General features: G+C 38.5%; 20 protein-coding genes. 9 read left to right on the top strand and 11 right to left on the bottom strand.

What is annotated here, in order from left to right:
• Positions 1 to 41: 41 nt before the first annotated feature.
• The 5 genes from J2Z23_RS04580 to J2Z23_RS04560 form a co-directional block, all read right to left on the bottom strand.
• Positions 42 to 644: a response regulator transcription factor gene (locus J2Z23_RS04580; RefSeq protein ID WP_057981911.1), complete on the bottom strand. Its 603-nt coding sequence runs from the start codon at positions 642 to 644 to the stop codon at positions 42 to 44.
• The gene (locus tag J2Z23_RS04575) at positions 641 to 1,759 is read right to left on the bottom strand and encodes a sensor histidine kinase (RefSeq protein WP_057981910.1); all 1,119 of its coding nucleotides are present in this window, start codon (positions 1,757 to 1,759) and stop codon (positions 641 to 643) included. Before J2Z23_RS04575 ends, J2Z23_RS04580 begins: the two co-directional genes overlap by 4 nt.
• A gap of 3 nt (positions 1,760 to 1,762) precedes the next feature.
• The gene (locus J2Z23_RS04570) at positions 1,763 to 2,500 is read right to left on the bottom strand and encodes an ABC transporter permease (RefSeq protein WP_420795703.1); all 738 of its coding nucleotides are present in this window, start codon (positions 2,498 to 2,500) and stop codon (positions 1,763 to 1,765) included.
• Positions 2,497 to 3,405, bottom strand: a complete 909-nt coding sequence (locus tag J2Z23_RS04565; RefSeq protein ID WP_057981908.1) for an ABC transporter ATP-binding protein — start codon at positions 3,403 to 3,405, stop codon at positions 2,497 to 2,499. Before J2Z23_RS04565 ends, J2Z23_RS04570 begins: the two co-directional genes overlap by 4 nt.
• A gap of 159 nt (positions 3,406 to 3,564) precedes the next feature.
• On the bottom strand, positions 3,565 to 4,359 hold the full coding sequence (locus J2Z23_RS04560) for a coiled-coil domain-containing protein (protein WP_057981907.1): 795 nt from the start codon (positions 4,357 to 4,359) through the stop codon (positions 3,565 to 3,567).
• A 153-nt stretch (positions 4,360 to 4,512) separates the two neighbouring features.
• Here J2Z23_RS04560 and J2Z23_RS04555 point away from each other — a divergent pair, with 153 nt between their 5' ends.
• Together J2Z23_RS04555 and J2Z23_RS04550 are read left to right on the top strand one after the other, a co-directional pair.
• Positions 4,513 to 5,646 carry a hypothetical protein gene (locus J2Z23_RS04555; RefSeq protein WP_209973339.1) on the top strand — a complete coding sequence of 378 codons (1,134 nt, stop codon included), beginning with the start codon at positions 4,513 to 4,515 and terminating at the stop codon, positions 5,644 to 5,646.
• 529 nt (positions 5,647 to 6,175) lie between these two features.
• On the top strand, positions 6,176 to 7,741 hold the full coding sequence (locus J2Z23_RS04550) for a multicopper oxidase family protein (protein WP_338018410.1): 1,566 nt from the start codon (positions 6,176 to 6,178) through the stop codon (positions 7,739 to 7,741).
• Between the two features lie 411 nt (positions 7,742 to 8,152).
• On the opposite strand, the gene J2Z23_RS04545 is transcribed toward J2Z23_RS04550, so the two are convergent.
• Entirely contained in the window at positions 8,153 to 9,292 is a 1,140-nt protein-coding gene (locus J2Z23_RS04545) for a M20 family metallopeptidase (protein ID WP_057981904.1), read from the bottom strand.
• Positions 9,293 to 9,832: 540 nt separating this feature from the next.
• Positions 9,833 to 10,390, bottom strand: coding sequence for a GNAT family N-acetyltransferase (locus J2Z23_RS04540; protein ID WP_057981903.1), 558 nt, complete (start codon positions 10,388 to 10,390; stop codon positions 9,833 to 9,835).
• Positions 10,391 to 10,542: 152 nt separating this feature from the next.
• Here J2Z23_RS04540 and J2Z23_RS04535 point away from each other — a divergent pair, with 152 nt between their 5' ends.
• The 7 genes from J2Z23_RS04535 (at position 10,543) to J2Z23_RS04505 (ending at position 15,803) form a co-directional block, all read left to right on the top strand.
• The gene (locus J2Z23_RS04535) at positions 10,543 to 10,719 is read left to right on the top strand and encodes an H-type small acid-soluble spore protein (RefSeq protein WP_064467820.1); all 177 of its coding nucleotides are present in this window, start codon (positions 10,543 to 10,545) and stop codon (positions 10,717 to 10,719) included.
• 43 nt (positions 10,720 to 10,762) lie between these two features.
• On the top strand, positions 10,763 to 10,945 hold the full coding sequence (locus J2Z23_RS04530; RefSeq protein ID WP_057981902.1) for an H-type small acid-soluble spore protein: 183 nt from the start codon (positions 10,763 to 10,765) through the stop codon (positions 10,943 to 10,945).
• 268 nt (positions 10,946 to 11,213) lie between these two features.
• Positions 11,214 to 12,368: an acyl-CoA dehydrogenase family protein gene (locus J2Z23_RS04525; RefSeq protein ID WP_209973335.1), complete on the top strand. Its 1,155-nt coding sequence runs from the start codon at positions 11,214 to 11,216 to the stop codon at positions 12,366 to 12,368.
• 167 nt (positions 12,369 to 12,535) lie between these two features.
• Positions 12,536 to 13,396: a transporter substrate-binding domain-containing protein gene (locus tag J2Z23_RS04520; protein WP_209973334.1), complete on the top strand. Its 861-nt coding sequence runs from the start codon at positions 12,536 to 12,538 to the stop codon at positions 13,394 to 13,396.
• 218 nt (positions 13,397 to 13,614) lie between these two features.
• Positions 13,615 to 14,322 carry an amino acid ABC transporter permease gene (locus J2Z23_RS04515; protein ID WP_057981899.1) on the top strand — a complete coding sequence of 236 codons (708 nt, stop codon included), beginning with the start codon at positions 13,615 to 13,617 and terminating at the stop codon, positions 14,320 to 14,322.
• Between the two features lie 12 nt (positions 14,323 to 14,334).
• Positions 14,335 to 15,036 carry an amino acid ABC transporter permease gene (locus J2Z23_RS04510; RefSeq protein WP_057981898.1) on the top strand — a complete coding sequence of 234 codons (702 nt, stop codon included), beginning with the start codon at positions 14,335 to 14,337 and terminating at the stop codon, positions 15,034 to 15,036.
• A 23-nt stretch (positions 15,037 to 15,059) separates the two neighbouring features.
• A complete protein-coding gene (locus tag J2Z23_RS04505) occupies positions 15,060 to 15,803 on the top strand; it encodes an amino acid ABC transporter ATP-binding protein (protein ID WP_057981897.1) in 744 nt (247 codons plus the stop codon).
• Positions 15,804 to 15,824: 21 nt separating this feature from the next.
• Here the strand turns inward: J2Z23_RS04505 and J2Z23_RS04500 are convergent, their stop codons facing one another.
• The 4 genes from J2Z23_RS04500 to J2Z23_RS04485 all read right to left on the bottom strand — a co-directional run bounded on the left by J2Z23_RS04500 (position 15,825) and on the right by J2Z23_RS04485 (position 19,746).
• On the bottom strand, positions 15,825 to 16,694 hold the full coding sequence (locus J2Z23_RS04500) for a cation diffusion facilitator family transporter (protein WP_057981896.1): 870 nt from the start codon (positions 16,692 to 16,694) through the stop codon (positions 15,825 to 15,827).
• A gap of 248 nt (positions 16,695 to 16,942) precedes the next feature.
• Positions 16,943 to 18,223: an ATP-binding protein gene (locus J2Z23_RS04495; protein ID WP_057982033.1), complete on the bottom strand. Its 1,281-nt coding sequence runs from the start codon at positions 18,221 to 18,223 to the stop codon at positions 16,943 to 16,945.
• A 171-nt stretch (positions 18,224 to 18,394) separates the two neighbouring features.
• Positions 18,395 to 18,619, bottom strand: a complete 225-nt coding sequence (locus J2Z23_RS04490) for a hypothetical protein (protein WP_057981895.1) — start codon at positions 18,617 to 18,619, stop codon at positions 18,395 to 18,397.
• A 242-nt stretch (positions 18,620 to 18,861) separates the two neighbouring features.
• On the bottom strand, positions 18,862 to 19,746 hold the full coding sequence (locus J2Z23_RS04485; RefSeq protein ID WP_128738490.1) for a phage baseplate protein: 885 nt from the start codon (positions 19,744 to 19,746) through the stop codon (positions 18,862 to 18,864).
• Positions 19,747 to 19,868: the final 122 nt, after the last annotated feature.

Genomic DNA, 19,868 nt, shown 5'->3' with positions numbered 1-19,868 from the left:
CTTTTACCTATAGCATACCATTTCTATTGGTGTCTTTCCTCTTAAATCCAGCCTTTTTCCTGTGCCAGCGCAATCGCTTCAATTTTATTTTTCGCTTCTAATTTTTGTAAAACCTCAGACATGTAATTCCGAACAGTTCCGGCTGATAAATAAAGTTGTTTGCCAATCTCCTTCGCTGTTTTTCCCTCAGCTGATAATCGTAATATTTCTAGCTCTCTTTCTGTTAAAGGATTATCCTCTTGATACACATTAAGGATGAGCTCATGATCATATTCTCGTTTCCCTTGCATCACTTTCCGAATTGAATCCGCCAATTCATCAATGGAGCCATCTTTTAATAAATAACCATGAACTTCGGCCTTGATTGCTCGTTCAAAATATCCCGGCCGTGCAAATGTCGTCAGAATGATCACTTTGCATGGTGAGCGTAAACGTTTTAGTTCCTCCGCAACATCTAGTCCGCTTTTAAGTGGCATCTCAATATCCAGTAAACAAATATCAGGCTGTAGACGTTGAATTAAAGCCAAGGCTTCTTTCCCATCCTTCGCTTGCCCCATTACTTGCAAATCATCTTCAAAGTCTAATAATGTTCCTAATGCTCCCCGAAGCATCCGTTGGTCTTCTGCAATGATCATTCGAATCATAACGTCATCTCCTCTTGCTTCACAATTAGCGGCACTGTAATACTCAAGATCATCCCCTTGTCTGTTCTAAATTCTACTTGACCATCGAGTAATGACAACCGTTCCTCCATTCCTCGTAACCCATTGCCGACATTGAGATTTTCGGGTATGCCGATGCCATCATCTCGGATCTCAATTAAAAAGAAGCCTTTTTCTTGTTGAAAATGAACGACACAATTCTCGGCTTTGCTATGCTTAGCAATATTTGTACCTGCTTCACGCAAACACATCGCAATAATATTTTGTACCAGCGGAGGAAGATGGGCGAACTCATTTCCACCTTTTTGTAAAAAGCCAATCCCTGCCGCCTTTAGAATTTTCTCCATATGGATTAATTCTTCCGCAATTGTCATCGCCCGCATTTCTCCAACCAATTCTCGAACTTGGCGAAGGGCTGATCGTGAAGTGGCTTCCATTTCGCTCGCTTCCTCAATCGCCCGATCTGGTTGTTTCTTCACCAATCGTTGCACAAGCTGGCTTTGTAACGTAATCAGTGAAAGTGTATGCCCTAATGTATCATGAAGGTCCCGCGCAATTCGGACTCTTTCCTCTCTTTTTACCAGTTCTTTAATTTTTTCATTGGCTTGGTCCAATTTCTTCTCCAATTCCATTCTTTTATTCATCGAGCGAATGCCAAACGGAGAGACAAGCATCACAGCAATAAAGGGTAAAAAGGTGAGTGTTTCAATATAAGCTCCTTGGATAAATAATAGGAGCAGAGTACCAAGAAGTACAGAACTAAATGTAAGCAAAGCTCGTTTAAACAAAGCTTTCTGTTCAAACCAGCCAATAAAGTTTGCCGGAAAAAAACCTAAGAATAAATTATAAGGTCCATACCAAAGGCTTAAGACGACAATGATGGCAAGCTGTATCGTTAGCCAAGAAACATACACTTTTACAGGTGGATAACAAAAAAGTTGCCTATATGAAATTAGAAAAAGGAAAATGAGGGCGTAGCCAAAGAACAGCTTCCACCCTTTTTCATATGAAACATAAAAAATTGGCATAAGAAGATAAATTAGAAAAACATAGGGGAAAAACCCAAACTTAGGTGGAAATAAATGAAATTTCCTCATTAGCTACACCGCTTCCTGCTTCTTCCTTATATAGGTTGATAATAACATGAATACAAGCAGATATGCCGCTAAAATAGCGAAATTTCTAAATTCAGGTGCATGCCCCCGAATAATTTGCCAAGCACCATTTCCGAAATGGTATGCTGGTAGCCAAGCTCCTATTTTTTGAATAATATTTGGTAATACGTCCATCGGCATCCACATTCCACCAGAAATTGCAAGCACCATATACATCACATTACTAATGCCGATCGCTGTATCGACACGCTTCATCGTTCCAATCAGAGTGCCTATGGCTAAAAATGGTAGTGAAGCAAGTAAAATCCAGCCTGCACTAGCAAGCCATTCCCAAACGGACAAACTGACCCCATTAATGAGAACCCCCGCAATAAAAATCACTAATACCGAAAATATATGAACCATTGTCTGTCCAACCATTTTCGCCGAATAATATACTAAATCCGATAATGGCGTGACCCGAATAAAAGTCGTCCATCCTTGTGAGCGTTCCTCCACTAAGCGTATACCCATGGTCATAATCGAACTGCCCATCACACTAAAAGTAGTCATTGACATCAAATAATGGGCATTCCATTCATCCTTGTCAGGAACATCGTAATTTACTACTTTTGTAAAAATAAAATAAAACACAATTGGCATTAATAGTGACCAGAATAGGTAATAAGGATTTCTTAGCATTCGAAGCATTTCAGCTTGACATTGATGCCCAAACATCTTCACACTACCTCACCTTGCTTTCCCTGATTCATCAATTGTTCGAAAGCTTCTTCTAATCGCCCTCTTTCAACGCGAATATCCTTTACTTCAAGTTGTTGTGTGTAAATTTTTGCTAGAACAGCATCTGTATCATTTGTCAAAATAACCATTCTTCCGTCTTGTTCAAAACAATCAGAGACAAAAGACTCTTGGAGAAAAAAGTTTTTCGGTATTCGCTCTTTTGTGATGAAGGAGACAGATTGCTTAGTTAATTGCCGTTTCATGTCACCTGGATTCCCATCCGCCATAATCGAGCCATTTTGAAATAAAATGATCCGATCAGCAATATCATCTGCTTCCTGTAAATAATGCGTAGAAAAAAGAATCGTTTTACCTTGCTTCTTTAATTCTAGAATGTTTTCCCAAAAGGCTTTTCGAGCAGTGACATCCATTCCTACCGTTGGTTCATCAAAAAAGAGTAAATCTGGATTCCCAGCCAATGCCAAAGAAAAACCTACCCTGCGTTTCTGCCCGCCAGATAATTTCTCCACTCGCTTTTTTAAATCAGTTTCCTCTAATCCTGTCATATCCATTAATGTTTCTAATGGAAGTGGATTAGGATAATAACTACGGAACAGACGGAGAATTTCTTTCACTTTTAATCCATCCATTAAACTCACTTCTTGAAGCATTACACCAATTCTTTCCCGAACTTCTTTTGCTTTCGTATCGTTGCCAAATAATCGCGCTGATCCCACCGTCGGATTTAACAAGCCAAGCATCATCAAAATGGTCGTAGTCTTTCCCGCTCCATTTGGTCCAAGAATCGCCACAACCTCCCCTTGATAAATAGAAAAGGACACATTATTCACCGCTTTTTTCCCCTTAAACACCTTTGATAATTGTTCAATTTTTACTACCGGTTCCATCACTCCACCCCCAACTTCTTTACTCTCTATTCTATTGTTCATACAACCGGAATTTTAGTTGATTATGTAATGGATTTCAGATGACAATTGTCATAAAATATTATGGGGACAGTCCCCCACCGTATTAAAGCATTACCGCGATGGGGGACTGTCCCCAGATTATTTCACTTTTTCTTTTTCAGAAGACGGAGGATTAGAACCATGGACTATCTTTTGAAAATAAGAGGAGGTGAGTTTATAACCATTTTCGATTTTCTCAGCTAAGTAGCTTGCTCTTTCAAAGAGAACTGAGCGAATATGCTGAATTTCCCGTATGATTTTTTCCGAGACAGCTTCTTGCTTTTCCAGTCTTGCTATTAGTTCTTGATGACGGGCGTCTTGCTTTTCCATTTGCTTATCTAGCGTTTGCTGTTTCGTTTCTTGCTCTCCTAATTTGTTTACTGTTTCTTGTTGTAGTTCATGAAGCTGATGCGATAATTGTTCTTGAGACAACTCTTGTTTTGCAACTTGTGTGACAATCTTTTCCCCAATAGAACTTAGTTGCTCTAATCTCTGCCGAATCTCCCCATTCGATAAATAGGTCATTTCGATCTGTTCAAAGATTTCCCGTTTTTGCTTTTCTTCTAATTCCACTCCTTCTCTTTGCTGCTGTTCTATTTTCTCTAAAAGCTCTAAAGCAAACTTTTCAAAGGCTTCTCGCTGAAAATTAATTTGTCTAAGCTCTCCAATCTGTCCCCCAATTTCTTGCCACTGATGTTCTTGTTTACTAGCTTGCTTTTGATGTAACTGATTGAGGATAAGGAAAGCCTGATTTAACTCTTGATTTGCACGCTTTTGTTCCTTTAAAAATTCTGTCCAGTCATCATATCGATAACTTCTTTGATTTTGTGTCTGCACATGCCTAGTATTTTTAAAAAGCTCAGGATATTGATCCTCATTTATAAATAAGCCCATTTCGCATACATCCCCTTGCAAATGAATTATAATATCGTATGCAATTAAAATTGGGGAGACAATGATAAAATCAATTTGTAATGAATTGAAACTTTTCTTTCTATAGCTCGTAAAAACTAATAAAATGACAGATTTAGAGAGGAGATTTTCACCTTGCCCTCACATAGTTCAAATTTTATCGGCTACTTAGGGTGCTCGTTTATCCCATTAGGGATTGGTCTTTTAATATTTTTAATCTCAATCGGGCAATTCGGCGTCGGTATTGTCTTGTTAATTATTTTTCTCGTTATTTCGATTGCTTTTATGGCTCGGGCTTCGGAAATAGAGGATGCTAATCGCGAAAGATTTAAAAACTATATAGCTAGTTTCCGACCAAAGAGGAAATCTTTTAAGGAAACGGAGGTCGTATCACCTGATTCCTTGTTAACTAGGATTGCACTAGATGAACAAGAAAAACTTCTTTGTATTTGGCTTCCTTTTGATATGAATAAACCTATAAAAGAAATGTCATTTGATGTTTTGGAATATGATTTCAATAATGTAAGTGATGTGAAAATGATCATAAATGACCAAATCGCTCAAAATAAAGAACCAGAAAAAATCTCTACATTAAAATTAGAAATCTCCGTTCCTGAGAAAACCCATACATTGGTCTTTTTTGATTCAACATTTGAAAGTGTTCAGACACAGTTAACTCGCGGGACCTCACGCTATCGATCACGTTTACAATGTTTAAAAGATGGGTTTGCTTTAGTGGAAAAATTGATCGTACAAACAAGTGAATGGGAAGATGAAAGAGGTTTTGATTCCGCCCCACCAGTTTTACCCAATGAAGAAAGTCAAGAGACGGTAAATGATGACCCAGGAGAAGGACAAGAGCAAGGAAATATCATTCATTTAGAAGAAGATCCTTTCGCGCGGTTTGCTCAAGCCTTAAGTAAGATAAAGGTGAAACCGAAAGAGGAAGCATCTGTCCAAGACTTTTCGCTTGATCAACCTAATATATCGAGCGACGAGGAGCCTGTACACGATTTATACGAGGACCTGTTTGGCCCCCATTCCATCCAAACTAAAGAAAATGAAACGTCTTTTGCGGATTTGATTCATCGTCACGATGAGCTACGATCTGAACCTAACGTTTTAGATAAGGATCTAAGTCAAATTTCCTTTGATGACACGTCTTCTAGCCATTCAACTGAACAAGAAGACTCTTTCTCTGACTTTGAGAAATTCTTGGAAAGAAATAAACAAAAACAACATGGTGCTCATAAGAAAAAGCACCCGTAACACAGGCTCCAAAGTCTCCTGCCTTAGGGATACGGGACGTGGTCGTGCAGATGTTGCGCCGTACAAAATGTACTATTGTGCAGACGAAGTAACAGGACATTACGCTTGAAGTCTGCCGCTAGTGATTGCGGATTTTGCCTACATACCTTATCGCTTCATCCTTAGGCCAACCACGAAGTTGGGTACACACGCGTTCGACATACAAGAGTGCACTAACGTAGGCTAAGTAGTAAGCAGTACCTTGCTTTTTAAGTTTGCCACTAGATCAGCCCGAACAGTCTTTGACGCAGTATAACGCTATTCCCCCGGAAGATCGCGTCCCACTGATGGCGATTTTAAGAGTTTATCCATCAATAAAAATGAAGAAAAAGTCATCCATTTCTCCTCCTTTTTTATTATTGAAAACTTTTTGAACAACTTTGTTTTCCTTCTTTCCTGTACAAGGCCCTAAAAAACTCTCCCATCTCCGCTGATGTCTCTTTCATAAACTTTTATCCTACATAGACTGTATGGAGAAGAAAGCATGGGGGTGAAGAAAATACAGACAATCAAACCGCAAGTGAATAAAGTGGATCCCTCTAATCCCGATACAATTCCCAAGTTTGTCGATGAGCTACCAATTCCATCTGTAGCAAGGCCACATAAGACCATTAAAGGGAAATCTTACTATGAAATCACCATGAGAGAAGCCAAACATCGTTTCCACAAACATATGCCTGCTACAACCGTTTGGGGTTATGATGGGCTGTACCCCGGCCCGACAATTAAGGTGAATCGAAATGAACGAATTTATGTAAAGTGGAAAAATCAACTACCGTTAAAGCATTTCTTACCAATTGATCGAACCCTTCATGGTTCAGCTGGACCACCAGAAGTTCGAACAGTCACACACTTACACGGCGCCAATGTGGCATGGGAGAGTGATGGCCATCCAGAAGCATGGTTTTCGAGAAATTTTGCTGAAACAGGTGAAACTTTTACAAGGAAAGTTTATGAATATACTAACCGGCAGAATGGAGCCACCCTTTGGTATCATGATCATGCGATTGGTATTACAAGATTAAATGTTTATGCTGGTCTTGCTGGACTTTACATTGTTCGTGATGCGATTGAGAAAAAGCTAAAATTACCTAAAAATCATTATGACATTCCATTAATCATTCAGGACAAATCTTTTAACCAAGATGGCTCCTTATTTTATCCAGAAAACACTGACCCACCTGCTCCAGTCAACCCATCGGTTCAACCTTTTTTTAATGGGAATACGATGGTAGTGAATGGAAAACTCTGGCCACGATTAAAAGTAGAACCGCGGAAATATCGTTTCCGAATCTTAAATGCATCAAATACAAATGGCTATACATTAAGAATTGGCGATGGACGAACATTTTTTCAAATTGCAACGGATGGTGGCCTACTAACGAAGCCAGTTGAGTTAACAACTCTTCCTATCGAGCCTGCAGAACGTTCAGAAATCATTATGGACTTTTCTAAGCTAAAGGGCAAACGATTGATCATGCAAAACACAAATGATGAAGGTAATATGAGCGTCATTATGAGATTTGATGTGACCCTACCACTTAAGCAAAAAGATTCTAGCGAGATTCCAACAAGCTTATTACCAGATAATCAGCCATTAGAAGAAAAATGTGCTGATAAAATTAGATTATTAACGCTTGATGCTATGCAAGATGAATATAATCGCCCTATGATGATGTTGGATAATCGGATGTGGCATGACCCTGTAACGGAAAAACCCGTTATAGGAGATACCGAAGTATGGAGATTTATTAATTTAATGAACTTCCCACATCCCATGCATATCCATCTCATCCAATTTAAAGTCTTACACCGAAGACCCTTTGACTTAGAGAGATTCCAACAAGACGGCAATATTCAGTATACTGGTCCTCCGATTGAGCCAGAACCATATGAACGAGGTTGGAAAGATACGGTTCGAGCTGATGTAGGAATGGTGACAAGTGTAATTATGAAATTCACAGAAAACCCTGGTAAATATGTATGGCATTGTCATATCTTAGAACATGAGGATTATGATATGATGCGGCCGATGGATGTAATAGAAGAAGATTAAACTGGACTGGGACATAATCAAAACCTGCGGAAGGTCGGCTAGTGACGGTCACGCCCTGTGACCGTCACTAGAACATCGTGTTCGTTGAAAGGCATCGGTGAGATCCCGGAGTGCAAATGAGGATCAAAGGCTAAGTACGCGCATCCTGGCGGCAGGCGGAAAGCGAAGTATATTTTAGGAGCGGGTTGTAGGCACTTAGTAGTTCGGTTTTTCTTTGGTGAAAAAACTTTTGTCCCAGTCTCCACTTTTGTTCAGGCTGTATCTATTTGCAGTCTCTATAAAATCATTTAATCCCAATAAAATCTTCATATAGCTGACGTCCTCTCGCTCTATAGCCTTCATTTAGCAAGGCTAAATATTTTTAAAATAGGAGCTAGTACACTAGGACATGCATAGGAATGTATATGTACTCTAATTTCCCAATTCTTTGACCAACAGAGCTAGTAAAGCACTGCGGACAGGCATTTGTGAAATGATGATATGTTCATGCTCGGCATGTGCGCCATCCCCAACAGCACCTAATCCATCTAATGTAGGCGCATATTGTGCCGTAATACTACCATCACTGCCACCACCACTTAATTGATCTTCTAGCTCTAATCCTAAATATGTTTTCGCTATTTCTTTTGCTTTAAAAAATATCGCTTCAATTTCGGATGTTTTTTCCATCGGAGGACGGGTGACACCGCCAGATACTTCAATTGAAAGTCCTTCTTGACTCGGCTTCAATCCTTCGATTAAGGGAATTACCCGCTTTAACTCTTCGGGCTGTCTAATGCGAACATCTAATTCTGCTTCCGCATTGGCGGCAATGACATTCGTAGCCATTCCTCCATGGATAATTCCGACGTTGACGGTCGTTCCTTTTTGAAAATCGGTTAAATCATGGAGATACAAGATTTGCTTGGCTAATTCTTGAATAGCACTTATTCCCTTTTCAGGCTCAATTCCCGCATGAGCAGCTTGGCCTGTAATTTTTAATTGAAAAGCGCCAACTCCTTTTCTAGCTGTTTTCAAATTCCCCTTTATAGTTGCTGCAGGTTCCAAGACAAGGACATAACTACTTGCCTTTGCTTCCTTTTCAATTAATTTTCGAGAGTGACTACTCCCGATTTCTTCGTCTGTCGTCACAAGAAAAACTACTTTCTTCTTCATTGGGACTTGTAGTGTTTGCAAAGCGTGTAGTGCAAATATTCCTTGCACAAGTCCACCCTTCATATCAAATACACCGGGACCAAATACTTTATCACCAACAATTCCAAATGGCATTTGCTTCAATGTTCCTTTTGGCCAAACCGTATCCAAATGTCCTAAAATTAATATTTGTTCTTCCCCCTCTCCTAATTCAATACGGAATTGATTGCCAAAAACACTTTCTTCAAACACTTCTATATGACCGTCCAAATATTGTTTAAAAAATAAAATAAGCTTTTCACCACATTTGTCAACCAAATGTTTTTCATAAGAAGGAGATTCCATTTTAGTTATTCCCTTCAGGACCTGCACCATTTCCTCTCTTTTTTCATGTAAATAGTCGACAATCTCTATCATCAGCAAACACCCTTTTTAAATCGAGCTTATCTTAATATATGCTCCCTCCAAAATTGCATAACCCCTTATTCTTTACAAGGAAATAATTATGCGAGATTCACGGTATGAATAAAATCAATAAATTGAACAAAAAGCAGATGAATGTCTGCCCGAGCTCTAACTAGCCGATGCTGATCTTGTAAATATTTGTGCAAGCTTTATCTTCAGAACAAATAGTGCTTTTCTGAATTATATTGCTTTAACACCTTACTTTGCTGATGTAATCTTTATTCGTCATATTCGTTGTTATACAGCTTGTATTCGCCATCATACTGCTTTTACTTATCGTTACTCAAGCTGTACTCAGCCTCAAATAAATAACCTTAAGTTCGTGGCTCCTAACTTTTCATCATTGCACTGTCTTTCTAGATTAATGCATGCTACTCGAGCGAATCCTATTATCTGGTATCGCTCAAATGCATTAAAGACGGTTTGTTCGCACATCCCAATGTCTCCATGCAGATAGATCAACGCAAAAATAAAAAGCGACATTTAGCCGCTTCACTTCTGTTCATCCTGTAAAATAGAGTAAATCTTAATATCCCAATGCTTGCCTTTTGTGAACATAGCCTTACGTAAAATCCCTTCAAAACGCATACCAGCCTTCTCCATCACTCGACTTGACCCAATATTCTCATCCAAACATCGTGCTTGAATTCGGATCAGTTCCATCTCTTCAAAGCCGAAGCGGATAACTTCCTTGGCAGCCTCAGTCATAATGCCCTTTCCCCAGAAATCTCGTGATAATACATATCCTATTTCAGCACTTCCGTGTTTCGGTTTCCACCAAATAAAATCAATCGTACCTACAATTCTTCCTGTTTCCTTCCATTCGATTCCCCACGGTGCCACTTGTTTTTCTGCATAACGTCCCTTAGCAAACTCCAAGTACTGTTTCGTATCTATAATGGATTGATGGCGATCCCATGTCACATACCTTGATACTTCCTCATCTGAACCATAACGAAATATATCTTCTACATCTGTATCCTTTAATTTTCTTAATCGCAAACGTTTAGTCTCTAAAATCGGCAATTCTAAAATCCCTTGTTCACTCATCTTCCCCACTCCTATTTACATTTTCCTTATTATAAATGAGTTATTAACATAAATCGATCGCATTTTTCAATTTTTCGCATTTATCCAAGATATTCTTGCTCGTATATTTGTATCATGACGGAGAAATTATATAAATAAGGAGGAGATGTGTAATGAACAGCCAACGTGCGAAGGAAATAATGGAGGCCTCTCATTTGATCCAAGTTCAATACCATGGCATTCCTGTCTATTTACAAAAAATACACCCTGAACAGCAAACAGCTACTATTTTTCCTTTAGATAATATGGAACATGAGCAAATTGTAGATCTAGAGGGCTTAAGTGAATAGACTTTTAGCATTCCTTTAGCATTCCTTGAGGAGGAGGATTTCATTGAATCAACAAAGAGCTGAAGAAATCGTGCAATCAGGCGAAATAAAACATGTCACATACCAAGGGGAACGTGTTTATATTCAACAAGTTGATGCACAAAACAAGACAGCACGTATTTACCCTTTGGATGATCCACAAAAAGAAATGGATGTTCCTCTTACACAACTTGTGGAAAAACTTTAATTATAAAAGAAACAATCTTGTCAAAGATCGTTACTGTACAATACCGAAAATATTCGATTTAGCAAAGTTCGTTTCATCCTCAAAGATAGGAACAATGATTCAGTGGGAGATCACCTCCCACTGGACGATAAGCATTAATCTTTATTACAAGCAAATCACTTGGAAACAAATGCATCTATCTAGCATAATGTAAAAGAAGACATTATCGCTCTTAACCCGACTAAACAAATAAGTTTTATCAAATTAAAAAAATAGGAGGAGAAGCAGTTTGGATCTATTTATTCGCTCAGAGCAGCAGCAATCATGGCTAAACAAATTACAGGAGAAAGAAGATAAGTTTAAAAATCTCTCCGCCCAAATTGATGAACAGGGCATCTTCCCAAAGGAGAATATTGAAGATCTAGTTCATTTAGGCTACACAAAAATCACCTTACCGAAGGAGTTTGGTGGGGAAGGTCTAAATGTTTATGACATGGTGCTATTTCAAGAAACACTAGCAAGCTATGATTCTAACACTGCTCTTTCCATTGGTTGGCATTTGGGCACTGTCGGGGAAATCTATGAGAAAAAAGCTTGGACACCGGAAAACTTAGATTTCCTAGCAAAGGAAATTTTAAATGGGGCTGTTGTCAATCGATCTGTAAGTGAAGCACAAACTGGTAGTCCGACGCGCGGTGGCCGTCCTGGGACGAACGCGGTGAAAATAGAAAATGGCTGGGTATTAAATGGAAGAAAAACATTTACAACAGCTTCGCCCATCTTAACGTACTTTTTAACCTCTGCTTGGGTCGAAGAAAAACAGTCCATCGGTTTCTTTCTTCTTCATAGGGATTTACCGGGGTTATCGGTGGATGAAACATGGAATGTCATGTCGATGAGAGGAACGGGAAGTCATGATTTAGTTTTGGAGAATGTTAGAGTAGAAGACACTAAACTTATCGAACTACCTGACAAAAAAAATCCCGCAAAATTTGGTGGCTGGTCCTTGCATATTCCTGCTACGTATCTTGGAATTGCGCAAGCTGCTCGTAATTATGCCGTACACTTTGCCAATCACCATGCTCCGAATAGCTTAAAGGGACCGATTAGTCAATTGCCGAATGTGCAACAACATATTGGTGAAATCGAGTTAGAATTAGCTCAAGCACGACATGTGTTATATAGCGTTGCTTCAGCATATGACGATACAGACCGAAGACCATACTTAACAAATGAAATTGCGATTGCCAAACATACGGTGATCAATTCAGCAATTAAAATTGTTGACCAAGCGATGCGTGTAGTTGGCGCCAAAAGTTTACAACTTACCAACCCTTTGCAACGCTATTATCGTGATGTACGTGCTGGATTGCATAACCCGCCAATGGATGATATGACGATTAAAAATTTAGCCATGACGGCTTTGAAGGAAGATGAAAAGTAAGTTGTAGGACTTCGAATGAATATAGATCAAAGGCTAAATTTGCGACGTGTTGTCCGCAAGGTCAAATCGCGACATGCCATCGCTCCTCTTGCATTAGTACGTCGCAATGCCTTTGTGACCAAATTCCAGTTCGCCGAAAATTTCAAATAGTAAAGGGAGAAGAAGTTATGAAAACTCTAAAATTATTTAGTCTCCTCTTCGGTCTTAGCATATTCGGATTATTAGTTGGTTGTGGATCCCACTCTACTTCAGAAAATGCAAGTGATTCTAACGGAGATGTTCGGAAGATTAAAGTGGCTTATGATCAAGCTTCTAAACCCATTTCTTGGCTAGATAATGCCGGAAATCCCACTGGTTATGATGTGGAAGCGATGAAATTAGTCGATAAATTACTTCCAGAATATGAATTTGAATTTGTGGGTACCACAAGTGATGACTTACTTGTTGGTGTATCCCAAGGGAAATATCAAGTCGGCGTTAAAAACGCCTTTTGGACAGAAGAAAGAACGGAAAAATTTATCTATCCTAAGGAATTTCTAGGTTTAAGCAGTATTGGGCTTGTTTTAAAACAAGAAAACGCCCAAATCAATTCGCTAGAAGAATTTGCTTCCGCCGGAATGACTTTGGCTCCAATTGCAGCAAACAATGCCCAATACACTGTTATTGATGAGTACAATCAAAAGAATCCTGATAATCCGGTAAAACTTAAAGCAGGTGATACTTTTTCAGTTGATGTCATTCAGTGGGTAAATGAAGCTCGCGTCGATGGCGGGGTCATCATAGAGGGTCCTTTTGAAAAGCAAGTCTTAGCAAAAGATGGACCATATCACAATCTTGTGAACGAAGTAGTCTACAATGAGTTTAATGTCATAAAAACTTGGCCTTTGTTTAATATGAAAGAACAGAAATTTGCCGATGCCTACGATGAAGCAATTCAAAAACTTAGGGATGAGAAGAAACTTAATGATTTAATGATAGAATTTTATAACCGCGATCTATTTGAGGTGCTTGATCAAGTAGAGAGATAGTCCATCAGTAACAATATTAGGCTCCCCACATATACTATTTTCCAAACTAAGCTTCCATTAGACAATCGATTGTATCATTTTGCTTCCAAGCACCCTTGCTCCTTTTCTAAAAGGTGTGACAACAATAGTATCTATGTTGTTCTCTATTTGAAGCCATGTTTTTCATTAATTTCATTTTATGTATAGATTTTTCAATTTTGAAAAAGTTGGTGAAGAATATGCAAGAGTATTTTGACGCCACATATATTTGGGATGCATTTCCTACTCTCATTCCTTTTCTAAAAGTAACTTTTTTAGTCGTCATACTTTCCGTTCTTTTTGGAAGTTTACTTGGTTTTATTCTGGCCGCAATGAAAATTGGTAAGAGCAAAATTGCCCAACATATTGCTCATGGATATACAACGATTTTACGCTGTACCCCATCCATTGTTCTACTGTTTTTAGTCTATTATGGAGTGCCCGCTATTTTCATCCATTTTGGGATTGATTTAAATGATATGGATAAAGCAATTTTCGTTGTATTGACATTCACTCTCCAATTTGGAGCCATTATGTCTGAAGTGATCCGGACTGCCTATGAATCTATTGACAAAGGACAATATGAAGCAGCAGTAAGTGTAGGACTTAGCCCTGCCCAAGCATACAGACGAATTATCTTTCCACAAGCCTTTGTGGTCGCCTTACCCAATTTCGGTAATGGTTTATTAGAATTATTAAAAGAGGGCTCTTTAGCTTATACAATTGGCTTAATTGATGTGATGGGGAAAGCAAACATGATCATTGCAAGCAATTATAACTCTCATGCTTTAGAAATTTACATTGCTTTATCAATCATTTATTGGGTGCTTTCGATCGTAATCGAACAGTTTTTCCTCAAGCTAGAAAAGCTTTTCGGCAAAGGGAAGCAAGTAGTTAAAAATGTGTAGGAAGGTGACAACATGGGGATAAATGTTCCTTTTTTAATCGATACATTTTTTACTGCATTATCTGGAGTGCCTGTCGCCTTGTTCATTACGATTGTGGCACTCTTCATCGCTTTACCACTTGGCTTTTTATTAGCCTTAACTAGACTAAATAAGATTCCTTTTTTGAATCAGTTTTCCCGTGTTTATGTATCTTTTGTGCGGGGGACGCCTGTCATTGTCCAAATTTTCATTATTTACAATAGTGTTCCTTTAATCCTTTCAAGAATATTTGAGAAATATGATATTCAAACAAATGTGTATGATATTAATCCGATTTGGTACGCCTTTATTGTATTTTCTCTAAATACAACAGCTATTTTAATTGAAGTATTCCGCTCCGCCATAAATACGGTAAGTAAAGGACAGCTTGAGGCGGCCTTATCTGTTGGACTAACACAATATCAAGCATTTCGTAGAATTATCATTCCCCAAACTTTAGTAGTCGCCCTACCGAATATTTGTACAGCAACCGTTCATCTCATTAAAGCCACTTCTTTAGGGTACGCCATGTCCTTACACGAGATTACTTTAAAAGCCCAAGTTGCTGCCAATATTGGCTACAACTATGTGGAAGCTTATATTGATATTTTCCTTGTCTATTTAATTCTATGTAGTGTAGTTGAATATTTGTTTAAATGGTATGAAAAACGTCTGACAAAATATAAGATCGCCTAATAAAAGTCTAGGAGGCAAACAACATGCTACAACTCAAAAACATGCATAAATCCTTTGGTAAAAATGAGATTCTCAAAGGCGTGGACTTGTCGATCGATAAAGGAGACGTTGTAGTTATTATCGGTCCAAGTGGCTCTGGTAAAACGACCTTTCTTAGATGCATTAACTTTTTAGAAAAAGCGGATCAAGGTCATGCTACCTTTGGCGACCTAACTGTAGACCTTCATAGCGCATCCAAAAGACAAATCCACCAAATTAGACAAAAGGTAGCTTTTGTTTTTCAAAATTACAATCTGTTTAATAATAAAACAGCATTAGAAAATGTAACTGAGGGACTAATTATCGGCAGAAAACTCCCAAAAGCAAAAGCAGAAGAAATCGCCAAGCAAGCCTTAGATAAGGTCGGCCTAACAGATAAATACCAATCATATCCTGGCGAGCTTTCCGGTGGACAACAACAGAGGGTGGGAATTGCTCGAGCTGTTGCTTTAAATCCGGACATTATTTTATTCGATGAACCGACTTCAGCCCTCGATCCTGAACTTGTTGGAGAAGTCTTAACTGTAATGAAGGATATTGCCAATGAAGGAACGACCATGGTCGTCGTTACCCATGAAATGTCCTTTGCCCAAAATGTGGCGAATCGAGTTATTTTTATGAATGATGGTGTGATTGTTGAGGAAGGCTCTCCCCACGATATATTTTTAAAGCCAAAGGAAGAACGCACGAAAAAATTCCTTAGAAGAATTTTAGCGGAAGATTATTAACAACATATATATTTATGCTTACTAGCTTGGTTCCACATGAACATGGACACTATATACTTGGAAGTTTTTTATTAAGGCCTCTTCCACTTCTGTCGCAATTTCATGAGCCTCTTTAATATCAAGGGTAAAGTGGACAAGAATCACAATGTCAACCACTGTATTATTTCCGTAATTTCGAGCTTTAATTTCTTGAACTCCTTTTACCCCATGCACTTGAAGAGTAGCCTTTTTATAGATATCTAATTGCTTCTCATCAAATCCATCTGTTAAATAATGGGAAGCTTTTTTAAAAATATCCCAAGCTGTTTTACATATTAATATTCCAACTATACTGGCTGTTACAGGGTCTAACCAAGGGAGATGGAATTGTGAACCAATAATGCCGATTGCAGCACCAATACTCACCCAAGCATCTGATAAATTATCCTTCGCAGCAGCCATAACAGCTTGGCTGTTTATTTTTCGGCCTAATTTTATATTATAGCGATAAACCAAATACATGATAAGTGAACAGAACACACCTACCCCCGCCGAAATAATATCTGGTGACTCTTGGGAAGGTTGAAATATAGAAGAGATCGCTCCATATAAGACTTGTATCCCCACAATCATCATAATAAAGGAAGCTACCATAGAGGCCACTGTTTCAGCCTTCCAATGTCCATACGGATGATCTTGATCAGGTGGTTTTCGTGATAATTTCAGACCAATTAACACAGCAATGGATGCGATGATATCTGTCGCATTATTTAGACCATCTGCTTTTAATGCCTCTGAGCCGGAAAAATTCGCAACAACTAATTTCAATATAGCCAAAATGATATACGCAATGATACTAATAACTGCTCCACGCTCTCCCATTTTCAAATCTTGATATCGTTTTTCCTCCAACCTCATCACCTCGTAAAACACTAATGAAAATATGATACCAATTCAAACGTGAGTGGGTCTATAGCAATGTTTTTTCGTTATACTATATAGTTGGCAGCAAGCATAATAAGTAGCACATAGGCAAATTTTGCTGATCAATATTTGCCTATGTGCAACCCCAACTGTGTAAAAGCGCAAAAAAGATGAGCCCTCCTCCAAGAGGACTCACCTTCTCCCACGTGTCATTCATAAATAATATGTGATGCTACTTAAAAGTCGAACCCCACAGACGTCGAGTACGGATCTGTCTCCCATTCGTGTGTCCGAGCTTTTTCATTGGCCGCTTTTAAATTTTGGATTAATTTATCTAAATCAACCGCTTGCTCATAATGCCATTGAAGAGCCGCCGATGTGTAAAGCTCGTTTAACTGGGCAACGGAGAATGATTTTGTTTGATCAGCAATATAACTTATATCCTGTTTTGTCATAAAACGATCCAATTTTTTACCAAATAAATATTTTTCTCTTAACACTAGACTAGGTGTCTTAATTTCGTAAGCACGGTCAAAACGTCCCGCGCGATTCATTAAGGCAGGATCAATACGTTCAGGATAATTTGTCGTCCCAATTAAAAAGAGACCTTCTTTCGATGTCGCTCCATCTAAAGCATTTAGAAAAACAGAGCGAGCCGACTCTGGCATAGAGTCAATATCTTCGATGACTAATACCATCGGAGCCATCTTGGCAACGATTGAAAAAACCTCTTGAATCGAATAACTAGAAGTATATTCTGTAATTTGCCAGTAGGCTACAGGGGCGTCAATACTCCCAGCAATCGACTTCACTAAAGTCGTTTTCCCATTTCCCGGAGGCCCATATAACAATATTCCTCGCTTATATGGAATATTGTACGTCTTAAAAAATTCCCCACTCTCATTGAAAAATTCATCAATTGAGCGATAAATTTCATTTTTTAATTCTCCTTCTAATAATACATCCTCTCTGCTAACTTGCTGTGTGATCCATTCCTTTGTTCTCTCGACTCCGTCCTCTGTATCCGTAAAAACCGTCACACAATCTTTCATAATCTCTTTTTGCCGCTCATATACGTAAGCCAAAAACTGGAGAAGATCATGACCGTTTTTGGCTAAAAGGAACTCGCGTTCATAATCTGCATGATTTTGAAAAATGGGTAGTTTTAGTAAGCCTACCTGATGTTCAGGGTAGTAATAGACCGAATTGGTCAAAGCAGGCTTAATCACAAAATCTTGCTGATCCCCATTTTGCTCATAGATAATTGTTCCCGTTTCAACGTAATCAAAAATATTAGCCACTAATTGGGCATGGCCAGCATCTATATCCTCCTGGAGCACAGTCCAAATCTCTTCTTGCCCCTCACTATCTAAAAACAGTTTGAGCGAGCAACCTGTCTTTTCATACATGACCTGCAAAACTTTATCTAATACAAACCCATAATCATGATAATTCGGTAAAATCTCTCGTGTATTTTCAAGCATATGAATAATAAATGAACTTTCCTTCAAATACATAATCCCCTTCAAACTTTTATTAATTCCTCTCCTTAGATTATAGAAAAATAAAGTTGAGGTAAAGAACAAAAAGCAAAATCCTTGATTGTCAAAATAGTTTTTTCAACAAAAAATGAAACAATATACACATATGCATATTGCTCCTATAAAGAAATGGACAAAGGCAGAATGCTAACTAAGAGAATATCCTGCTACTGACACCATAAAGATCACAACTACAACAGCAATGATCACGCCGATTAATTCAAATAATAATACAGCTAAGGCAAAATTTTTCCGTGGTGATGGACTACCAAATCCCCACACTAATAACAATATAATATTTACTAGAGGAATTCCTAATAAAAATATCGTCCAAAACCATTGACCAACCGAAAGTTGCTTTTGTTGTTCCATTCTCTTCTCTCCCTTAAGTCGTTCTAGATGCATTTTTAAAAAAAGATCAATATAAATGCTTATTCCGTGCTTGGCAAAATAGAACGGTATGTAGTGCCCTTATGTTGCGGGACTGGAGCGCCATCTACTCTATACGCTAGCTCCATTTCCATTCCATATTATCTCATTTCCCAGAGTCTTTTGATTCAGGTAATTAGACCTAATTTTTAATGTAAAAACAGCTCCTCCAACGAAGAGCTGTTTTATGATTCCTCTAACGGGAACCCAAAAATATTCACTACTTTAGCTGCATTAGCATTTGAAATAGTTGAAGCAAAACCTAAACATAATAAAGTTTCATTTGGATTTTTATCCCTAGGTAAATAAATCCCCATCCCCTCTGGTTCTCTAAAAGGCAGGTCACTCGCTATTCCAATCCACCGCTTATCAATGACTTTCCCTGTCTTCCAATCTATTGTCGTAATATACGTATTGCCTTTAGGTTTTTCCGAATCTCCTGTTCCGAAATTATTTCCCTCTAATAAATAGAGAAAATCTCCATAAGAGACAAAACCCTGAAAAGTCCCCAGTTGTGGTTGGGTCATTTGAACAATCGGCTGAAAGTGATGCCGCTTTACATCGTCTAAATGATAGAGTGCAAAGTGGAATTCCCCGTTTTGGCGATACCTCATTGTCAAAAGGTTATGTACATGATCTATGTTCACTGTAGTGTGATCCACATTAGGTAAAAACTCAAATTTTTCTATTATAGTGGTATTTGATTCAATCGTTTCTTCATTCATAAATGGGAATCTGGCAATCCTCTTTCCCCAGCCATTTTTCCCACCATTTGCAACAGCGTCACTCTCCGTCCAGATATAAACTTCTTTTCCGTCAGGTTCAACCCCAATGGAAACACCATGGCCAAATCCCCTTAAATACATATAACCAAGTTTATTTCCTGCCATATCCAATTTCGTTAACACTAAATCACCATTAGATGCTCTTTCCGCTCCCTTTAAAGCTCTCCTTTCATCCGAAAATTGATAGCCTTTAGCCATCAACTGCACTGTGTAAATATGCTGATTTCTATAATCAAAGGCAAAGCTCTGAAGAACCGTATGATCTTGCAAAGATTTCTCCCTCAATAATTCGACTTCCTGACCGTTAAGATCAAATGATTTAGCATGAGGAAGCTCTGCTTGTACGTCATTAGGTAAAAAAAGGCTAACGAATAATCCTAAAGTTATCAAAAGCCTATTTTTTCGTG

The sequence above is a fragment of the Lederbergia galactosidilytica genome, from assembly GCF_017873565.1.
Lineage (GTDB): Bacteria > Bacillota > Bacilli > Bacillales > Bacillaceae_C > Lederbergia > Lederbergia galactosidilytica.
This window is presented reverse-complemented; position numbering and strand designations above follow the sequence as displayed.

Coding starts and splice junctions, on each gene's coding strand:
- J2Z23_RS04515 (WP_057981899.1), top strand. CDS start 13,615: ATGCAAGAGTATTTTGACGCCACATATATTTGGGATGCATTTCCTACT.
- J2Z23_RS04575 (WP_057981910.1), bottom strand. CDS start 1,759: ATGAGGAAATTTCATTTATTTCCACCTAAGTTTGGGTTTTTCCCCTAT.
- J2Z23_RS04535 (WP_064467820.1), top strand. CDS start 10,543: ATGAACAGCCAACGTGCGAAGGAAATAATGGAGGCCTCTCATTTGATC.
- J2Z23_RS04545 (WP_057981904.1), bottom strand. CDS start 9,292: ATGATAGAGATTGTCGACTATTTACATGAAAAAAGAGAGGAAATGGTG.
- J2Z23_RS04520 (WP_209973334.1), top strand. CDS start 12,536: ATGAAAACTCTAAAATTATTTAGTCTCCTCTTCGGTCTTAGCATATTC.
- J2Z23_RS04495 (WP_057982033.1), bottom strand. CDS start 18,223: ATGTATTTGAAGGAAAGTTCATTTATTATTCATATGCTTGAAAATACA.
- J2Z23_RS04490 (WP_057981895.1), bottom strand. CDS start 18,619: ATGGAACAACAAAAGCAACTTTCGGTTGGTCAATGGTTTTGGACGATA.
- J2Z23_RS04510 (WP_057981898.1), top strand. CDS start 14,335: ATGGGGATAAATGTTCCTTTTTTAATCGATACATTTTTTACTGCATTA.
- J2Z23_RS04580 (WP_057981911.1), bottom strand. CDS start 644: ATGATTCGAATGATCATTGCAGAAGACCAACGGATGCTTCGGGGAGCA.
- J2Z23_RS04560 (WP_057981907.1), bottom strand. CDS start 4,359: ATGGGCTTATTTATAAATGAGGATCAATATCCTGAGCTTTTTAAAAAT.
- J2Z23_RS04540 (WP_057981903.1), bottom strand. CDS start 10,390: ATGAGTGAACAAGGGATTTTAGAATTGCCGATTTTAGAGACTAAACGT.
- J2Z23_RS04565 (WP_057981908.1), bottom strand. CDS start 3,405: ATGGAACCGGTAGTAAAAATTGAACAATTATCAAAGGTGTTTAAGGGG.
- J2Z23_RS04505 (WP_057981897.1), top strand. CDS start 15,060: ATGCTACAACTCAAAAACATGCATAAATCCTTTGGTAAAAATGAGATT.